The 17,358-nt window shown below is 61.2% G+C and carries 15 protein-coding genes; 3 read left to right on the top strand and 12 right to left on the bottom strand.

What is annotated here, in order from left to right:
* Positions 1-6: 6 nt before the first annotated feature.
* From C4J93_RS16720 to copC, 9 genes are all read right to left on the bottom strand, one after another.
* On the bottom strand, positions 7-924 hold the full coding sequence (locus tag C4J93_RS16720) for an aldose 1-epimerase (RefSeq protein WP_256660083.1): 918 nt from the start codon (positions 922-924) through the stop codon (positions 7-9).
* Between the two features lie 147 nt (positions 925-1,071).
* A complete protein-coding gene (locus C4J93_RS16715; protein ID WP_124367520.1) occupies positions 1,072-2,352 on the bottom strand; it encodes a TRAP transporter large permease in 1,281 nt (426 codons plus the stop codon).
* Between the two features lies 1 nt (position 2,353).
* On the bottom strand, positions 2,354-2,881 hold the full coding sequence (locus C4J93_RS16710) for a TRAP transporter small permease (protein WP_124367519.1): 528 nt from the start codon (positions 2,879-2,881) through the stop codon (positions 2,354-2,356).
* A gap of 75 nt (positions 2,882-2,956) precedes the next feature.
* Positions 2,957-3,919: a TRAP transporter substrate-binding protein gene (locus C4J93_RS16705; RefSeq protein WP_124404625.1), complete on the bottom strand. Its 963-nt coding sequence runs from the start codon at positions 3,917-3,919 to the stop codon at positions 2,957-2,959.
* Between the two features lie 51 nt (positions 3,920-3,970).
* Positions 3,971-4,846 carry an SMP-30/gluconolactonase/LRE family protein gene (locus C4J93_RS16700; RefSeq protein WP_124429968.1) on the bottom strand — a complete coding sequence of 292 codons (876 nt, stop codon included), beginning with the start codon at positions 4,844-4,846 and terminating at the stop codon, positions 3,971-3,973.
* Between the two features lie 30 nt (positions 4,847-4,876).
* The gene (locus C4J93_RS16695) at positions 4,877-5,692 is read right to left on the bottom strand and encodes an NAD(P)-dependent oxidoreductase (protein ID WP_124363408.1); all 816 of its coding nucleotides are present in this window, start codon (positions 5,690-5,692) and stop codon (positions 4,877-4,879) included.
* 226 nt (positions 5,693-5,918) lie between these two features.
* On the bottom strand, positions 5,919-7,181 hold the full coding sequence (locus tag C4J93_RS16690; protein WP_124429967.1) for an OprD family porin: 1,263 nt from the start codon (positions 7,179-7,181) through the stop codon (positions 5,919-5,921).
* A gap of 272 nt (positions 7,182-7,453) precedes the next feature.
* A complete protein-coding gene (gene copD / locus C4J93_RS16685; protein ID WP_124429966.1) occupies positions 7,454-8,311 on the bottom strand; it encodes a copper homeostasis membrane protein CopD in 858 nt (285 codons plus the stop codon).
* A 3-nt stretch (positions 8,312-8,314) separates the two neighbouring features.
* Positions 8,315-8,680 (bottom strand): copper homeostasis periplasmic binding protein CopC, encoded by a 366-nt coding sequence (gene copC / locus C4J93_RS16680; protein WP_124429965.1) that lies wholly within the window; start codon positions 8,678-8,680, stop codon positions 8,315-8,317.
* Between the two features lie 116 nt (positions 8,681-8,796).
* Here copC and C4J93_RS16675 point away from each other — a divergent pair, with 116 nt between their 5' ends.
* The gene (locus C4J93_RS16675; protein ID WP_124367514.1) at positions 8,797-9,417 is read left to right on the top strand and encodes a TetR/AcrR family transcriptional regulator; all 621 of its coding nucleotides are present in this window, start codon (positions 8,797-8,799) and stop codon (positions 9,415-9,417) included.
* 105 nt (positions 9,418-9,522) lie between these two features.
* On the opposite strand, the gene preA is transcribed toward C4J93_RS16675, so the two are convergent.
* The 3 genes from preA to hydA form a co-directional block, all read right to left on the bottom strand.
* Positions 9,523-10,797, bottom strand: coding sequence for an NAD-dependent dihydropyrimidine dehydrogenase subunit PreA (preA, locus tag C4J93_RS16670; RefSeq protein ID WP_124429964.1), 1,275 nt, complete (start codon positions 10,795-10,797; stop codon positions 9,523-9,525).
* Positions 10,797-12,164, bottom strand: a complete 1,368-nt coding sequence (locus C4J93_RS16665) for an NAD(P)-dependent oxidoreductase (protein ID WP_124429963.1) — start codon at positions 12,162-12,164, stop codon at positions 10,797-10,799. The genes preA and C4J93_RS16665 overlap by 1 nt, the downstream gene beginning before the upstream one ends.
* A gap of 147 nt (positions 12,165-12,311) precedes the next feature.
* Positions 12,312-13,751, bottom strand: coding sequence for a dihydropyrimidinase (gene hydA / locus C4J93_RS16660; RefSeq protein WP_124429962.1), 1,440 nt, complete (start codon positions 13,749-13,751; stop codon positions 12,312-12,314).
* A gap of 602 nt (positions 13,752-14,353) precedes the next feature.
* On the opposite strand from hydA, the gene C4J93_RS16655 reads away from it, so the two are divergent.
* Positions 14,354-15,841 carry an NCS1 family nucleobase:cation symporter-1 gene (locus tag C4J93_RS16655; protein ID WP_124429961.1) on the top strand — a complete coding sequence of 496 codons (1,488 nt, stop codon included), beginning with the start codon at positions 14,354-14,356 and terminating at the stop codon, positions 15,839-15,841.
* Positions 15,842-16,006: 165 nt separating this feature from the next.
* On the top strand, positions 16,007-17,290 hold the full coding sequence (locus C4J93_RS16650; protein WP_124429960.1) for a Zn-dependent hydrolase: 1,284 nt from the start codon (positions 16,007-16,009) through the stop codon (positions 17,288-17,290).
* The last annotated feature ends 68 nt before the right edge of the window (positions 17,291-17,358 follow it).

Here is a 17,358-nt window from a genome sequence, read left to right as displayed (position 1 = left end):
TATCAGTCAGCAATTTTTTAACTGACCGACCGCTATCGGGGGCAAGCCCCCTCCCACATTTGGACTGTATTTCAGGTTGAAATTGAGTTGGGTTGACTGGCCTTGCTCCAGCAGTTTCAGGCCCGGCCTACCCGGCAAGTGATGGGCATTCACCGGATGGCTTACCGGCTCGATGCAGAAAAACCCCAGCCCCGGCGGGCAGTACAGCAGGAAGTAATCGGCGCCGGCGGCCTGGCATTCGAGGGTATATCCAAGCTCCGGTTGTTCGATCAAGCAGTACCCATCCCACTCGCAGAATCCATTGTCCACCAGGCCTTCCGGCAGCGTTTGGGGTTGCCGGAAATCCCACTCCTGCGGCACCGGCGCCAACCCCGTCGGCAGCTTGGCCGCGTCACTCATCCACACCTGCGCCGCCTTGGCCTGCAACCGCGTACCCGGCCGACGCGGGAAGTACGGGTGCAAGCCCACGCCATGCCATGCGGCTGTTTCGGCCAGATGCGTGACGCGCAACTCGATCCTCAGCACCCCACCGCTCAAGCGGATGCGCTGCTCGGCGCGATAGGCGAACGGTGTGTCACAGAGCACTTCCAGCAGTACCTCATCCGCCGACTGGCTGACCACCTGCCACGCTTGCTGCCAGGCCGAGCCGTGAATCGGCAGCGGATCGGTGAGGCTGTTGGGCTTGAGCGCGAGCCAGCCGTCGGGGTTGGCGAAACCGCCGTGGGCAATGCGGTTGGACCAGGGCACCAACGGATAGCAGCCCAGCTTGCCCGGCAGCCCGGTATTGATTGCCTGCTCATCACTGTGCCGCAACAGCGGTTGGCCGGTGGAGCGCACCGTCCAGTTGACGAGGCTGCCGCCGAGGGCGGGGGCGAGTACCAGATGGGTGAATTGATCCGTAAGCTCAACGAAGTTCAAAGACACGATCGACCTGCCGTATGGAAATAGTAAAAACAGCGCTGCCCGAAAGGTGGGAGGGGGCTTGCTCCCGATAGCGGTGTTTCAGTCAAAGATGCTCAGACTGACCCACTGCTATCGGGAGCAAGCCCCCTCCCACATTTAATCGCTGGGTTACAGCACCACGCTCGGCAACCACAGCGACAATGCCGGAATGTAGGTCACCGCTATCAACACCAGGAACAGCACTGCATAAAACGGCAGCAGCGCCTTCACGGTCTTCTCAATGCTGACCTTGCCCACCGCCGCGCCTACGAACAGCACCGCGCCCACCGGCGGGGTGATCAGGCCGATCCCCAGGTTCACCAGCATGATCATGCCAAAGTGCACCGGGTCGACGCCGATGCCGAGGATCACCGGCAACAGGATCGGCGTGAGGATCAGGATCAGCGGCGCCATGTCCATCACCGTGCCGAGCAACAGCAACATCACGTTGATGCACATCAGGATCACGTAGCGGTTGTCCGACAGGGTCAGGAACAGCGTGGTGATCTTCGCCGGGATCTGCATCAGGGTCATGATGTAGCCGAAGCTGGCGGCGAAGGCGATCAGGATCATCACGATGGAAATGGTGCGCACCGTGCGGTGCATCAGCTTGGGCAGCTCACTCCATTTGTAGTCGCGGTAGATGAACATGGTCACGAAGAACGCCCACAGCACTGCAATCGCGGCAGACTCGGTGGCGGTGAAGATACCCGACAGGATGCCGCCAAGGATGATCACCATGGCCATCAGGCCCCAGAGCGCGTCGGCGGCGATCTTCAACGCCTGCTTCAAGGGGATGACTTCGCCTTTGGGGTAATCGCGCTTTCTCGCGAAGATCAGGCACAGCACCATCAGGCACGCGCTCATCAACAGGCCTGGCACCACACCGGCCATGAACAGCGAGGCGATCGAAACGGTGCCGCCTGCCGCCAGGGAGTAAAGCACCGAGTTATGGCTGGGCGGCGTCAGCAGCGCCTGCACCGAGCCGCTGACCGTCACCGCAGTGGCAAACTCGCGCGGATAGCCGCGGCGTTCCATCTCCGGAATCAGCACCGAGCCGACCGACGCGGTGTCGGCCACCGACGAGCCGGAGATCGCGCCGAAAAACGTCGAGGCCATGATGTTGACCAGCGACAGCCCGCCGCGCACGAAGCCCACCAGCACCCCGGCAAACGCCACCAGCCGCCGCGACATGCCGCCCTCGGCCATGATCGCGCCGGCCAGGACGAAGAACGGAATCGCCATCAGCGAAAACTTGTTGACCCCGCCCGCCACCTGAATCATCAGGGCCTGGAACGGAATGTCGATCCACCATGCGCCGATCAGTGCCGACAAGCCCAGGGCATAGGCCACCGGCATGCCGATCAGGATCAAGGCGATAAAGCTGCCCAACAGAATAAACGCGTCCATATCAGGCGGCCCCTTCGCTTTCTTCAACCAGGTCGAAGCGCACCACGCGCCGGTTGCTCTGGTCGCCCAGCAGCAGTTTTTCCACCACGAATATCAAGGTCAGCAAGCCGCCAATCGGGATTGGCATGTAAGTGATGCCGACCCGCAGCGTCGGGATGGCGCTCATGAACTGGTTCCAGGTGGACAGGCACAGCTTGGCGCCCCAGATCGTCATGAACAGGCAGATGGTGCCCATGAGCAGTTGCGAAACAATGCCGACGATGCGGCGTTGGGCGGGCGGCAGGCGGTCTGTGACCATGGCCACCGACATATGCGCACCGGCGCGGTAGCTGGCGGCAGCGCCGATAAAGGTAAAGACCAGCATCAGCAGGATGGCGGTGGGCTCCGGCCAGCTTGAGCCGGTGCCGAGGATATAGCGGGCGAAAATGCCCCACGGAATGATCAGTGCGACCCCGAGCACCGAGAGGCCGGCGACCCAGATGCAGGTCATGTAGATGCGGTCGTTGATGCGCAGCAGTAGATTCTTCATGGCGTTCACCGTAACCGGGCGCGGCCGCTGCAAGAGAGCAGCGGACCGCGCCGGGCCTTGTCAGGAAGGAGGGCGTTATTGAACGGCGTCGATACGCTTGATGATGTCGGCGTAAGGCGCGCCGTACTTGGCGCGAACCTGTGCGGTGGCGTCATAGAAGGGTTTCTTGTCGACGGTGATGAACTCGACCCCGGCCTTCTTGAGTTTTTCCTCACTGCTGGCGGACTTGGCATCCCACAGCACGCGCTCGTCAGCCTGGGCGGCCTTGGCGGCTTTCTTGACCATGTCCTGCTGCGCGGGGCTGAGCTTGTTCCAGGTGATCTTCGACATCACGATGGGCTCGGGCAAAATCAAATGCTCGGTGAGGGTGTAGTACTTGGCGTTCTGGAAATGGTTGTGCTCGAGCAGCGTCGGCGGGTTGTTTTCCGCGCCGTCGATCACACCGGTCTGCAATGCGCTGAAGATCTCGCCGGTGTCCATGGCAATGCCGTTGGCGCCCATCGCATTGAAGGCGTCGATGAACAGCGGGTTGCCCTGGACGCGAATTTTCATGCCCTTGAGGTCTTCGATCTTGCGCACCGGCTTCTTGGTGTAGAGATTGCGCGTGCCGCCGTCCATCCAGGCCAGGGCGACCAGGCCGAACTCGGAATCGGTGATCTTGGCCAGAATCTCGTCACCAATCTCGCCGTCGATGACCTTGCGCATGTGCGCCTGGTCGCGGAACACGAAGGGCAGGTTGAACACGTTGACGTCCGGCACCACCGGGCCGACGATGCCAAGGCTGACGCGGGTCATCTGCACGGCGCCGACCTGGGCCTGTTCGACCACTTCCTTTTCCGAGCCCAGCACGCCGCCGGGGAAGTACTTGAAGGTCAGTTCGCCGTTACTTTCCTTGGTCAGCGCCTTGCCCATGTTTTCTTCGGCAACAACGGTAGGGTAGCCGGCGGGGTGGATGTCGGCGAACTTGATTTCCAGCGCGTGAGCGGCGCTGCTGAGGGCGACGAGTGTGGCGGCGAGCAAGGTGCGTTTGAAGTCCATGGGCGGTCATTCCTGTCTTGTTATTGTTGTATTCAAGGCACAGCGATGCAGCTAGAGGATGAAGCTGGGTTCGGGCAGTCCCTGCACGCCAGGGTTGAGGGCAAACACGCCGCCGGACAGCGATTGATCACTCGCGTCGTCACGGATGGAGGTGACGTACAGGGTGTCCAGGCGACTGCCGCCAAAGGCGCACATGGTGGGTTTTTTTACCGGGACGGGCAGTGACTGGTCGAGGCGGCCGTCCGGGGTGAAGCGGTGGACCAACCCGGCGTCGTTGGCGCAGATCCAGTAGCAGCCGTCGGCGTCTACTGCTGCGCCATCGGGCCGACCGAGGTGGTGATGCATGTCGACGAACACGCGGCGGTTGGACGGGGTGCCGGTCTCGATGTCGTAGTCGAAGGCCCAGATCTGCTGCACCAACGGGTGTGAATCGGAGGCGTACATCGTGCGGCCATCGGGGCTGAACGCCAGGCCGTTGAGCGTGATGAAACCGTCCAGCTGTGCGTGGGGCGCGGTGCCTGAGGCGTAGCGATAAAGGATGCCCTCGGCGGCGTTCAGGCTCATGTCCAGCACCATGCTACCGGCCCAGAAGCGGCCCTGGCGATCGCAACGACCGTCGTTCAGGCGCATGTCCGGGCGTGGGTGCTCGACGCCGGCCAGCGGCATGGTCTCAAGGCTGCCATCGCTGCGCGGGGTCAGTTGGAAAAAACCGCTCTGCATGCCGGCGACCCAGTTGCCTTTATCGGTGCGAGCAATACAGGCGAGCACCTGCGGGGCCTGCCAGGCTGCCACCTGGCCTGTGGTCGCGTCCCAGCGTTGCAGGCGACCGTTGGGAATATCCACCCAGTACAGGGCGTTTTCTTCGGGCACCCACACCGGGCATTCGCCCACGGCATTGCGGGCGTCGACAATCAATTCTGCACTCATGGCCACTCATTCCCTTGGGTTGCTGTGAACTCAGTCACCGAACGGCCCAGCAGCGCAGAACGCGCCGCCCTGATAGAGCTTGGCCGGGTCGTTGTCAGCCACCGGCGGCTGGGCCTCGACCTGGGCGCGGAACACTTCGGAGCTGTCCTTGGGCGCAAAACCCAGGTGCGCGGCGTAGCGGTTGTCCCACCAGGTATCCTGGTTATTCGACATGCCATAGACCACGGTATGGCCGACGTTCGGCGTGTACAGCGCGCGTTCGAGCAGTTGGGTCAGGTCGTCGAAGCTCAACCAGGTGTGCATCATCCGGCGGTTCTGCGGTTCCGGGAACGAAGAGCCGATACGGATGCTCACGGTCTCGATGCCGTAGCGGTCGAAGTAGAAACTCGCCATGTCTTCGCCATAGGACTTGGATAGGCCGTAGTAGCTGTCCGGACGGCGCGGTGAGTGGGCGTCGAGCTTTTCGTCCTGTGGGTAGAAGCCGATCACATGGTTGGAGCTGGCGAAGATCACGCGCTTCACACCATGACGGCGCGCGGCTTCGTAGATGTGGAAAACGCCGCTGATATTGGCGCCGAGCACTTCTTCGAAAGGGCGCTCCACCGACACGCCGCCAAAGTGCAGGATCGCATCGACGCCTTCCACCAGATGGTGCACGGCTTGTTTGTCGGAAAGATCGCAGGTTTGTACTTCTTCATGGGCGGCGGCGGGGGCCATATCAGCGATGTCTGACAGGCGCAGCACCTGGGCGTAGGGACGCATGCGCTCGCGCAGCACTTTACCCAGGCCGCCGGCGGCACCGGTGAGCAGGATGCGGTTGAAGGGAACGGGGGTAGTGGTGGTCATGGGTAGTCCAATTTTTTGTTGTAGGTTGTCGTATGACTAGACCGAAGTATTGTTAGGGATCCCCAGGTTGTCAACGTTCTTGCAGGTGAGTGAGATTCAAATGTGGAAGGGGGCTTGCTCCCGATAGCGGTGGCCCAGTCAGAAATGTATTCACAGACACTCCCTCATCGGGGGCAAGCCCCCTCCCACATTGGTTTTGCAGTGGTTTTTAGATCACCAACAACTTTTAAAGCAGTGAGATTGGATAGCTGACAAAGATCCGGTTCTCATCGAACTCGTTATTGCTGAAATCCCGACGCATGGTCGAGTTACGCCACCTGACGTTCAGGTCCTTCAGTGCACCGCTCTGCACGGTGTAGGCGAGTTCCGATTCGCGGCCCCATTCCTTGCCGTCGGTGATTGCCCCGGTGTGCACGTTACTGCCGCTGATGTAGCGGTTCATCATGGTCAAGCCAGGAATGCCAAGCACCACGAAATTGAAGTCATGGCGCAGCTGCCAGGATTTTTCCTTGGCGTTGTCATAGCTGGAGTTATAGCTGTCGTTGGCCAGCGTGCCGCCGCTGGTGCCGTTGACGCGCATCCACACACTGTCGCCAGTGAGTTTCTGCAGGCCCACGTAGAAGGTGTTGCCGTTGTACTTGGCCGACAGCAGGGCGAACACGGTCTTGTTGTCGAGGTCGCCGGCCAGGGCGCTGCCGTCTTCCTTGCCATTGAAGAAGCCGAGGTTGGCGCCCAGGGTCCAGTCGCCCACCGGCTGGCTGTGGGTGAGGTTGAGGTACTGTTGCTGGTAGATATCAGTGAGTTCGGCGTACCACAGGCCGACCTGGGTGCGTTTGTCATTGAACGTGTATTCGCCGCCGCCGAAGTTGAACCGGTCGGAGGTGAACGCGGCTTTGCCGTTCATGAACATGTCTTCCATGCTCGCGTCGTTGCGCGGGCTGTTGCCGCGAAACTGGCCGCCGTAGAGGGTCAGGCCGGCGATCTCGTTGGACGTTACCTGGCCGCCGCGAAAGGTCTGGGGCAGGGAGCGGCCATCATCGGAGCGCAGGATCGGCAGCACCGGCATCCATTCGCCGACCTTCAACTCTGTCTTCGATAACTTGGTTTTCAGCGCTACGCCCAGGCGTCCGAAATTATCGGCAGGGCGCCCATCGTCATGCACCGGCAGCAATTGGGTGCCAGCGGTGCCTTTGCCGCCATCGAGCTTTTGCGAGTACAGGCCCAGTACGTCAATGCCGAAACCCACGGTGCCACGGGTGTAGCCAGACTTGGCATCCAGAATGAAGTTCTGCGTCCACTCTTCGGCCTTGCCCTGGGGATTGGCGGGGTTGGTGAAGTTACGGTTGAAGTAGGCGTTGCGCAGGTTGAGCGTGGCCTTGGCATCGTCGACGAACCCATCGGCGTGGGCCGTGAGGGGTAAGGTAAATGCGAGGCTGCCGAGGCTGATCAAACCGAGACGCGAGGACAAATGACGGGCGAATTGACTCACAATGAGGCTCCCTTTTCTTTTGTTGTTTTTATTATTCGTCATACGTTGTCGTACAACGCTGGGCGGATATTTACGGGGTTTTAAAGGAGTGTCAAGCAGAAGTTATAGGATGACTTGCTCGGCCTATCTAAATGTGGACACGGTTCAAAATGTGGGAGGGGGCTTGCCCCCGATAGCGATGATTCAGTCACATGTTTAGTGACTGGCACACCGCATCGGGGGCAAGCCCCCTCCCACATTTGGTTGGTGAAAAAGATGAGAATGGCGGGGTTTCAGCCGGCCATGACCATTGGCGGCAGGGTGCCCAACAGTGATACAGCAGCCACCGCTGCAACACCTAGTAACCATTCCGTCATCACACTGGCCTTCAAGCTGCCCACCCGCTGTTCACACTGTTCCACGCGCAATCGGTTCAGCAAGGCCAGCACCAACATGCCCGCTACAAGCAGCACCTTGATCAGCAGAATCAAGGCAAACCCTTCAAACGGCGGGGTAGGCCACAGTTGCCCGGTGAGCACGCGCACGTTGACCAAACCGGTCACCAGCAGGCCGGCAACCAGGCCATAACCCACCCCACTAAAGCGCCGCAGGATCGGCCGCAGGGTCAGCGGCTGTGGCTGTCTGAGGATCAACACCAGCAGCAGCAAGCCGCCCAGCCAGGCACCGACGCACGCCAAGTGCACCACTTGGTTGAGGATCAGCAGTCGCCCGCTGAGGCCATCGAGCATGGCGCCATGGCCCACCGGAGCCAGGGTCGCCAGCAACAGCGCGACCAGCGGCAGGCGCAGGGCCGGCCACGGCTTGATCAATACGATCACCAGCAACAGGTTGAGCAGCAGGTGCCAGACCCATACCTGCCCGAAAAAGGTGCTGCCCAATACCAACATCACCTTGGCCGGTTGCAGCGCGGCGTCCCACCCGCCGGCCATGCTCGCAGTGATCAGCAACAGCCACGCGACCCCGGAGCCCAGCCCCAGCCAGGCCAGGCCTCGGGTCAAGCGCAGCAGGCGCTGGTCGAGTGCCGGTTGCGCAGCCGTACCGAGCAACAGAGGCCTGAACACACAGACCCCGAACAGCAGCAGCACCACGATGAAATGCACAAAACGGCACAGCACCAGCAGGGTCGCCATGGATTATTGGCCAACCTTGAAGCTGTAAGTGCCTTCGCTCTTGTGGGTGTCGACGGACACGGCGTGCCACTCGACCTTGTAAGTACCGGCCGCCAGCGGAGCGGCAGGGGTGACCACCAGGGTTTTTTTGTCGGTGTCCGGGGTTTCAAGGCCCTTGATCGCGATTTCCGTGCCGTCCTTGCTCAGGGACACCTTGGTGAACGTCGCTTCGACGCCTTCGCTGAAGGTCAGGCGCAGGTCTGTCGGTGCGGCAACATTGCTGTCTGCCGCTGGCGTGGCGCCTTTCAGGTGCGCGTGGGCAAAGGCTGCAGACGCGCCCAGCAGGGAGGCGAGCAGGGCGACGATGGTCAGGGACTTCTTGATCAACATTGTTCAATACCAATCAGAGGATGGAAGCGAGCAGTGTACGAAGTTTCGGTTCGGCGTGTCGCCCCGATCTAGAGCGGATGGTAGTCTCTAGGTCGTGTTGTTGTCAGGGAGCCCTTATGGGCAATCACAAGATCGGAATTCGGCGGATCAACGTCGAGAAAATCCTGCTGGCCGCAGAGAAAGTCTTCGCTGAAAAAGGCTATGGCAGCACCGCCATGGCCGACATCGCCAAAGAGGCGCAACTACCGCGCTCGAACCTGCATTACTACTTCACCACCAAGAGCGATCTGTACAGCGCTGTGCTGTTCGACCTGCTGGACCTGTGGAAACAGGACGCCCTGAGCTTCGAAACTTTCGATGACCCACGGGTGGTGCTCAGCAGCTACATTCGCGCCAAGATGCAACGCTCGCGCACGCGGCCGTATGGTTCGAAAGTCTGGGCCAATGAAATCATCCACGGTGCGCCCACCCTGGGTGAGGCGCTGGATGAAAGCCTGTACGACTGGGCCAAGATGAAGGAAGCGAAAATTCGCCATTGGGTGGAAGACAAACGCATCCTGCCGGTAGAGCCGTCGAGCCTGCTGTACATGATCTGGGCATCGACCCAGCACTATGCCGACTTCGATCATCAGGTGAACATTTTGAATGATCATCAGCCGTTGTCAGATATGCAGTTTGAGCGGGCGATACAGACGGTGACCGGGGTGATCTTGCGCGGGATTGGGCTGGAGCCCTGAATAGTATGGTGAGGTTTAGGGCCCCATCGGGAGCAAGCCCCCTCCCACATTTGGAATGCATTCCAATGTGGGAGGGGGCTTGCTCCCGATAGCGGTCTGAAGGACTTACACAGCCTCCCTGTAGGGATTCCTCGGATCCTGGGTCCAATTCAAAAACGGCTTGCCCGTGTCAATCGGCACCATCTCGATACAATCGGCCACCGGGCAAGTGATCTGGCACAAATTGCAGCCCACGCACTCGTCATCGATCACCTCATATTTGTGCGTACCATCCACCTGCTTCAAGCTGGCGATGGCCTGGTGCGAGGTGTCCTCACAGGCGATATGGCAACGCCCACAGCCGATGCACGCTGCCTGGTCGATCTTGGCGATCACCTGGTAGTTGATGTCCAGGTACTTCCAGTCCGTGGTATTGCCCACCGCGCGCCCGGAAAATTCCTGCAAGCTCTGGTAACCCTGAGTGTCCATCCAGCGCGACAGCCCGTCCTTCATCTCTTCGACGATGCGGAACCCATGCAGCATCGCCGCCGTGCACACCTGCACCGCGCCGCAGCCCAGGGCGATGAATTCAGCGGCATCGCGCCAGTTGCCGATGCCGCCGATACCGCAGATCGGCAAGCCCTGGGTCTGCGGGTCGCGGGCGATTTCGGCGACCATGTTCAGCGCAATCGGTTTGACCGCCGAGCCGCAGTAGCCGCCATGGGTACTCTGGCTGCCGACCATGGGCAGGGCGACCATGCGCTCCAGGTCGACGCTGGTAATCGAGTTGATAGTGTTGATCAACGACACCGCATCCGCGCCGCCGCGATAGGCCGCCCGCGCGGCCACGCGGATGTCGGTGATGTTGGGCGTGAGCTTGACGATCACCGGCAACGAGCAGTAGGTCTTGCACCAGCGCGTCACCTGCTCCACGTACTCCGGCACCTGGCCGACCGCCGCGCCCATGCCGCGTTCGGGCATGCCGTGGGGGCAGCCGAAATTCAGCTCGATACCGTCGCAGCCGGTGGCTTCCACCTGCGGCAGGATGTTTTTCCAGGATTCTTCAACACAGGGCACCATCAGCGACACAATCAATGCGCGGTCCGGCCAGTCCTTTTTCACCTGGGTGATTTCGCGCAGGTTGATCTCCAGGGAGCGGTCGGTGATCAGCTCGATATTATTGATACCCAGCACTTCGCGATTCGCCCCGTAGTGAGCCGAATAGCGCGACGACACGTTGACCGCCGCCGGGTCTTCCCCCAGGGTTTTCCACACCACGCCGCCCCAGCCGGCCTCGAACGCGCGCACCACGTTGTAGGCCTTGTCGGTGGGCGGTGCGGAGGCCAGCCAGAACGGGTTGGGCGCTTTGATGCCGGCGAACACAATCGACAGATCAGCCATTACGCGGCCTCCACGTTGAGCATAAGTTGAGCGTGCATGGCCTCGGCGGCCAGCTTGCCGTGTTGCACTGCCTGCACGGTGAGGTCCTGGCCGAGGCTGACGCAGTCGCCGCCGGCATACACCCCGGGAATGCTGGTGCGCAGGTGCTCGTCGACGAAGATGCGTTCGCCCACGCGATGCAGCTGCTGGGCCAGCGGGTCGTGCAGCGCGTCGTTGTCAAAACCCTGGCCGATGGCCTTGAAGATCGCGTCTGCGGCCAATTCGAAGGTTTCTCCGGTGGGGTGCAGGCGACCGTTCTCCATGCGCGTACGAGCGAAGCGCATGCCGCGTACATGCCCCTGGTCATCGAGCAGCACCTGCTCGGGCTGGGCCCAGGTCAGCAGGCGAACCTGGTTGGCCTTGGCGATGTCTTGCTCATGGTGGGTCGCGCCCATGTCATCCAGGCCACGGCGGTACACCAGGTTCACATCACGCGCACCGAGGCGCGCCATTTGCACGGCCATGTCGATGGCGGTGTTGCCGGCGCCGAGTACGATGCAGCGGTCGGCCAGCGGTAGCTGGGTGAGGTCATCGGCCTGGCGCAGTTCGCGGATGTAGTCGGTGGCGGCGAGCAGGCCGGGGGCGTCTTCGTCGGGCAGGCCGAGGCGTTTGCTGGCCGCCAGGCCGAGGCCGAGGAACACCGCGTCAAATTGCGCGTGCAGTTCGCTCAGGGTGAGGTTGTCGCCCAGGTGCTGGCCGTGACGGATCTCGATGCCGCCGATCTGCAGGAGGAAATCCAGTTCCTTCTGGGCGAAGTCGTCCACCAGTTTGTACTTGGCGATTCCGTATTCATTCAAGCCGCCGGCTTTTTCCCGGGCTTCGAAGACCACCACGTCATGCCCGTGCAGGGCCGCACGGTGGGCGCACGCCAGGCCCGCCGGCCCGGCGCCGACCACCGCGATGCGTTTGCCGGTGGGCGCGGCACGTTGGAACGGGTGCTGGCTGAAGTGCGCGTTGTCGATGGCATAGCGTTGCAACAGGCCGATCAGCACCGGGGCGCATTCTTCGGCGTTGTTACGCACGCACGCTTGCTGGCAGAGGATTTCCGTGGGACAGACTCGAGCGCAACTGCCGCCGAGGATGTTGGCCGAGAGGATTTTCTGCGCTGCGCCCTGGACGTTGTCGGTGTGGATATTGCGGATGAATGAGGGGATGTCGATTTCGCTGGGGCACGCGTTCACGCACGGGGCGTCGTAGCAATACAGGCAGCGCGAGGCTTCAAGCTGGGCCTGGCGGGCGTTGAGGGGCGGCGCCAGGTCGGTGAAATGGCTGGCGAGGGTGGGCCCGTCGTCATGGGGATGGGGGAGGTGGGTCAGGGTCTGGATCACGGTGGTGGCCTCACGGTTTTTTTTGGATTGCCTCTAAGTGGGCATTTTTGGTGCCTGTACTGGCCTCATCGGGGGCAAGCCCCCTCCCACACTGGATCTATGTGAACCCGATCAAATGTGGGAGGGGGCTTGCCCCCGATAGCGGACTCAGCGTTTCACCGCAGTGGGCCTGGAATGCTCCGCCCGCTTGCGCAACTGTTCGAACACCGCCGGATACGCCGGCCGTTGCACATACCGCCCGGCCCCACGCTCGGCGCGCAGGTCGCCATCGGCCCAGACCAGCTTGCCCTGGCTGATGGTGTGGCTCGGCACGCCGCGTACGGTCTTGCCTTCGAAGATGTTGAAATCGACTTGCTGATGGTGGGTCTTGGCGGAAATGGTGCGCGTGCCTTCCGGGTCCCACAGCACCAGGTCGGCATCGGCGCCGACGCGGATCGCGCCTTTGCGCGGGTAGAGGTTGAAGATCTTTGCGGTGTTGGTGGAGGTCAGCGCGACGAACTCCTGCATCGACAGGCGCCCGGTGTTGACGCCCTCGTGCCACAACAGCGCCATACGGTCTTCGATACCGGCGGTGCCGTTGGGGATCTTGCTGAAGTCGTCACGCCCGGCGGCCTTTTGCTCGGCGCAGAAGCAGCAGTGGTCGGTGGCGGTGGTGTGCAGGTTGCCGGATTGCAAGCCGTGCCACAGCGCTTCCTGGTGCCCGCGCGGGCGGAACGGTGGGCTCATCACGTAGCCGGCGGCGGTCTGCCAGTCGGGGTGTTGATAGACGCTGTCGTCCAGCAGCAGGTGGCCGGCGAGCACTTCACCGTACACCGCCTGGCCCTTGCCCCGGGCATAGGTGATTTCGTCCAGCGCCTCCTGGGTGGAAACGTGCACCAGGTACAACGGCGTGCCGATGGTCTCGGCGATGCGGATCGCACGGCTGGCCGCTTCGCCTTCCACCTGGGAAGGGCGCGACAGCGGATGCGCTTCCGGCCCGGTGATGCCCTGGGCCATCAGCTTGCGTTGCAGGTGATAGACCAGCTCGCCGTTTTCCGCATGCACCGTGGGCACCGCGCCCAGTTCGAGGCAGCGTTCGAAACTGGCCACCAGGGTGTCGTCGGCCGCCATGATCGCGTTCTTGTAGGCCATGAAATGCTTGAAGCTGTTGATGCCGTGATGGCTGACCAGCTCGGCCATTTCCTCGCGGACCTGTTCGCTCCACCAGGTGATCGCCACATGAAAGCCGTAGTCGGACGCCGACTTTTCGGCCCAGCCGCGCCACTGGTGGAACGCCTCCATCAACGACTGCTGCGGGTTGGGGATCACGAAGTCGATGATCGACGTGGTGCCACCGGCCAGCCCCGCCGCCGTGCCACTGAAAAAGTCTTCACTGGCCACGGTGCCCATGAACGGAAGTTGCATATGGGTATGGGGATCGATGCCACCGGGCATCAAGTACTGGCCGCTGCCATCGAGTGTTTCAGTGCCGGCGGGAATATCCAGGTCCGTGCCGATAGCACGAATCAGACCGCCTGCGCATAACACATCGGCGCGGTAACTTTCATCATGGGTAACAACGGTAGCGCCACGGATCAACAGCGACATGTCGAGTTCCTCACAGGCTTGACCGGCTTGTGCCAGTTCTAAGTGTTGTAATACGGCTCGCCGAGAGTGGATTGATTCCTGTCATCGGTGACAGGAATAGAAACTAGCCCGAGTTTTTCGATTGAGCAAGAATATTTTTATTAAGCTTATAACTAATATAACTATTTGATTTAAAAAGATAAAAATTAAAATTCACCAAAATGAAGCACCCAAACACCATTTTGACGCACTTGACAGGTTGTCGATTTGAACAACATTTCTTATTGCAAATCAGCCGGTTGAACGATGGCGCTTGACGGCGCCGATAAATAAAAATAATTGTGTTGCACCAGATTGAGTCCTGAAGGTTCGGACAACTTCCTTGCGATCCACCCTGAGTTCCAGGGCAAGTTCCGAAGACGCAATCGGTCAACCGGATAAAGCTGATAAACATCAGCCAGTTATAGATGCAGTGTGGGTCGGGAAGCAGTTATCGGCACGGTTATTGAGTGCAGTGGCGGCTGGCCGGGCCCGAGATGTCATGTTGTCGACGAGGTACTCCGGCCACCTGCCCTAACCGTGCAGGTGAGCAAGAATAATTTTAAAAAAACCGTGGAGCGGCCATGCAACAGAACAGATCGCAAGTCATCGAACGTAACGGCCTGTACGAACTCGACGCCGGCCCCGACGTCCTCGACAGCCCTCGCTACAACCACGACATGGCACCGACCAAGGTGCACGAACGCACCTGGAACAAATGGCACATCACTGCGCTGTGGGTCGGCATGTCGATTTGTGTGCCTACCTACACGTTGGGCGGTGTGCTCACCGCGTATTTCGGGTTGTCGGTGGGCGAGGCGCTGATGGCGATTTTGCTGGCCAACATCGTGGTGCTTATCCCCCTCACGCTCAATGCATTTCCCGGTACGAAATACGGCATCCCGTTTCCGGTGCTGTTGCGCTCATCGTTCGGCATTCTCGGCTCCAACGTGCCATGCCTGATTCGTGCGCTGGTGGCGTGCGGCTGGTTTGGCATCCAGACGATGTTTGGCGGCCTGGCGATTCACTTGTTCCTGGGCTCGATTTTCGAGGGCTGGAAATCCCTTGGCGGCACCGGTGAGGTGATCGGTTTCATGATTTTCTGGTGCCTGAATTTGTGGGTGGTGCTGCGCGGCGCCGAGTCGATCAAGCGCCTGGAAACCCTCTCGGCGCCGCTGCTGGTCGCTGTGGGCATTGGTTTGCTGGTGTGGGCGATGCCGAATGTGTCCCTCAGTGAGCTGATGGCGATTCCGCCCAAGCGCCCCGAAGGCGCGAGCCTCACCGGTTATTTCATGGCGGGCCTGACTGCCATGGTCGGGTTCTGGGCCACCTTGTCGCTGAATATCCCGGACTTCAGCCGCTATGCCAAAAGCCAGAAGGACCAGATCCTCGGGCAGGTTTTCGGCCTGCCGCTGACCATGTTCCTGTTCGCTGCGCTTGGCGTGATCATGACGGCGGCCTCGGTGAAACTGGTGGGGGTCAGCGTGTCCGACCCGGTCACCCTGATCGGCCATATCCAGAGCCCGGTGTGGGTCGCGATCGCCATGGCGCTGATCATCATCGCCACCTTGTCCACCAACACGGCGGCGAACATTGTCTCGCCGACCAACGACTTCCAGAACATCGCGCCCAAGTTGATCAACCGCACCACGGCGGTGATTCTTACCGGGGTGGTGGGGCTGGCGTTGATGGCCCATGAGCTGCTGAAAAAACTCGGGCTGATCGTGTCCGATGTCAGCCTGGAGACGGTGTATTCCAACTGGCTGCTCGGCTACTCCAGCCTGTTGGGGCCGATCGCCGGGATCATGGTGGTGGACTACTTCATCACCCGCAGACAGCAGCTGGACCTGGCCGGTTTGTACCGCGACGACGTGTACCCGGCGTGGAACTGGAGCGGCTTCGTCGCCTTTGGCGTGCCGGTGGTGCTGACCTTGCTGTCCCTGGGCAGCGATGCATTCAGTTGGTTCTACAGCTACGGCTGGTTTACCGGTTCGGCATTGGGCGGGGTGTTGTATTACGGCCTGAATGCCCGGCGCGCAATCACCCGGATGCCCGCCAAATCATCCTTGTGAACACAGTCAATGTGGGAGGGGGCTTGCCCCCGATTGCAGTGTGTCAATCAACTCACCTGTAACTGAACCACCGCTATCGGGGGCAAGCCCCCTCCCACATTTGGCCACTTTTTGACTGTTGGAATCGCGTCAATTCATAAGAGCTTAAAGCCTGAGGAGATCCCCATGAACGCTGCCCTCGACGTCCTGCAATCGTCCCATCAGCACATCAACCGCGACCGCTTGTGGCAGTCGCTGATGGACCTGGCCAAACTCGGCGCCACCCCAAAAGGTGGGGTGTGCCGGCTGGCCCTCACCGACCTCGACCGCAAGGCCCGCGACCTGTTCGTGCAATGGTGCGAGCAGGCCGGGTGCACGGTGACCGTCGACGGCATCGGCAATATTTTCGCCCGGCGCCCCGGGCGCAATCCTGACCTGCCGCCAGTGATGACCGGCAGCCACATCGACACCCAGCCCACGGGCGGCAAGTTCGACGGTTGCTTCGGCGTGCTGGCCGGAGTGGAAGTCCTGCGTACCCTCAACGACCTCAAGCTCGAAACCGAGGCGCCGCTGGAGGTGGTGGTGTGGACCAACGAAGAAGGCTCGCGCTTTCCACCCTGCATGATGGGCTCCGGGGTGTTTGCCGAAAAATCCACCCTGGCCGAGACCTTGGCCAAGGTCGATGCAGACGGCGTCAGCGTGGGCGATGCGTTGAATGCGATCGGCTATGCCGGCACGCGGCCGGTCAGCGGGCACAAAGTTGGGGCGTACTTCGAAGCGCATATCGAACAGGGGCCGATCCTGGAGGATGAGAAAAAGACCATCGGCGTGGTGCTCGGCGCACTCGGGCAGAAATGGTTCGACCTGAAACTGCGCGGCGTCGAAGCACACGCGGGGCCTACGCCGATGCACTTGCGCAAGGACGCTTTGGTCGGCGCGGCAGCGGTGGTGGCTGCGGTGAATGCGGCAGCGCTGGGGCATCAGCCGCACGCCTGTGGGACCGTGGGTTGCCTGCAGGCGTATCCCGGTTCGCGCAATGTCATTCCCGGTGAAGTGCGCATGACCCTGGATTTTCGTCACTTGGAGCCGGCGCGGCTGGATTCGATGATTGCCCAGGTGCGCACGGTGATTGATGAGACCTGCGCCAAACATGGGTTGAGTTTCGAGTTGGAACCCACCGCCGACTTCCCGCCGCTGTACTTCGACAAAGGCTGCGTAGACGCCGTGCGCGATGCGGCGAATGGCTTGGGCTTGTCGAACATGGACATCGTCAGCGGGGCCGGGCACGACGCGATTTTCCTCGCCGAACTGGGCCCGGCGGGAATGATCTTCGTGCCGTGTGAAGGCGGTATCAGCCATAACGAAATCGAGAATGCCGCGCCGGATGATCTGGCAGCGGGGTGTGCGGTGCTGTTGCGCGCCATGTTGGCTGCTTCGGCGGCCATTGCCAGCGGCACGCTTGCGGCCTGAAATGCGGTTAAAAAAATGTGGGAGGGGGCTTGCTCCCGATGGCGGTGGGTCAGTCGATAAGTTTTTGG

The organism is Pseudomonas sp. R2-37-08W, from assembly GCF_003851705.1.
Lineage (GTDB): Bacteria > Pseudomonadota > Gammaproteobacteria > Pseudomonadales > Pseudomonadaceae > Aquipseudomonas.
This window is presented reverse-complemented; position numbering and strand designations above follow the sequence as displayed.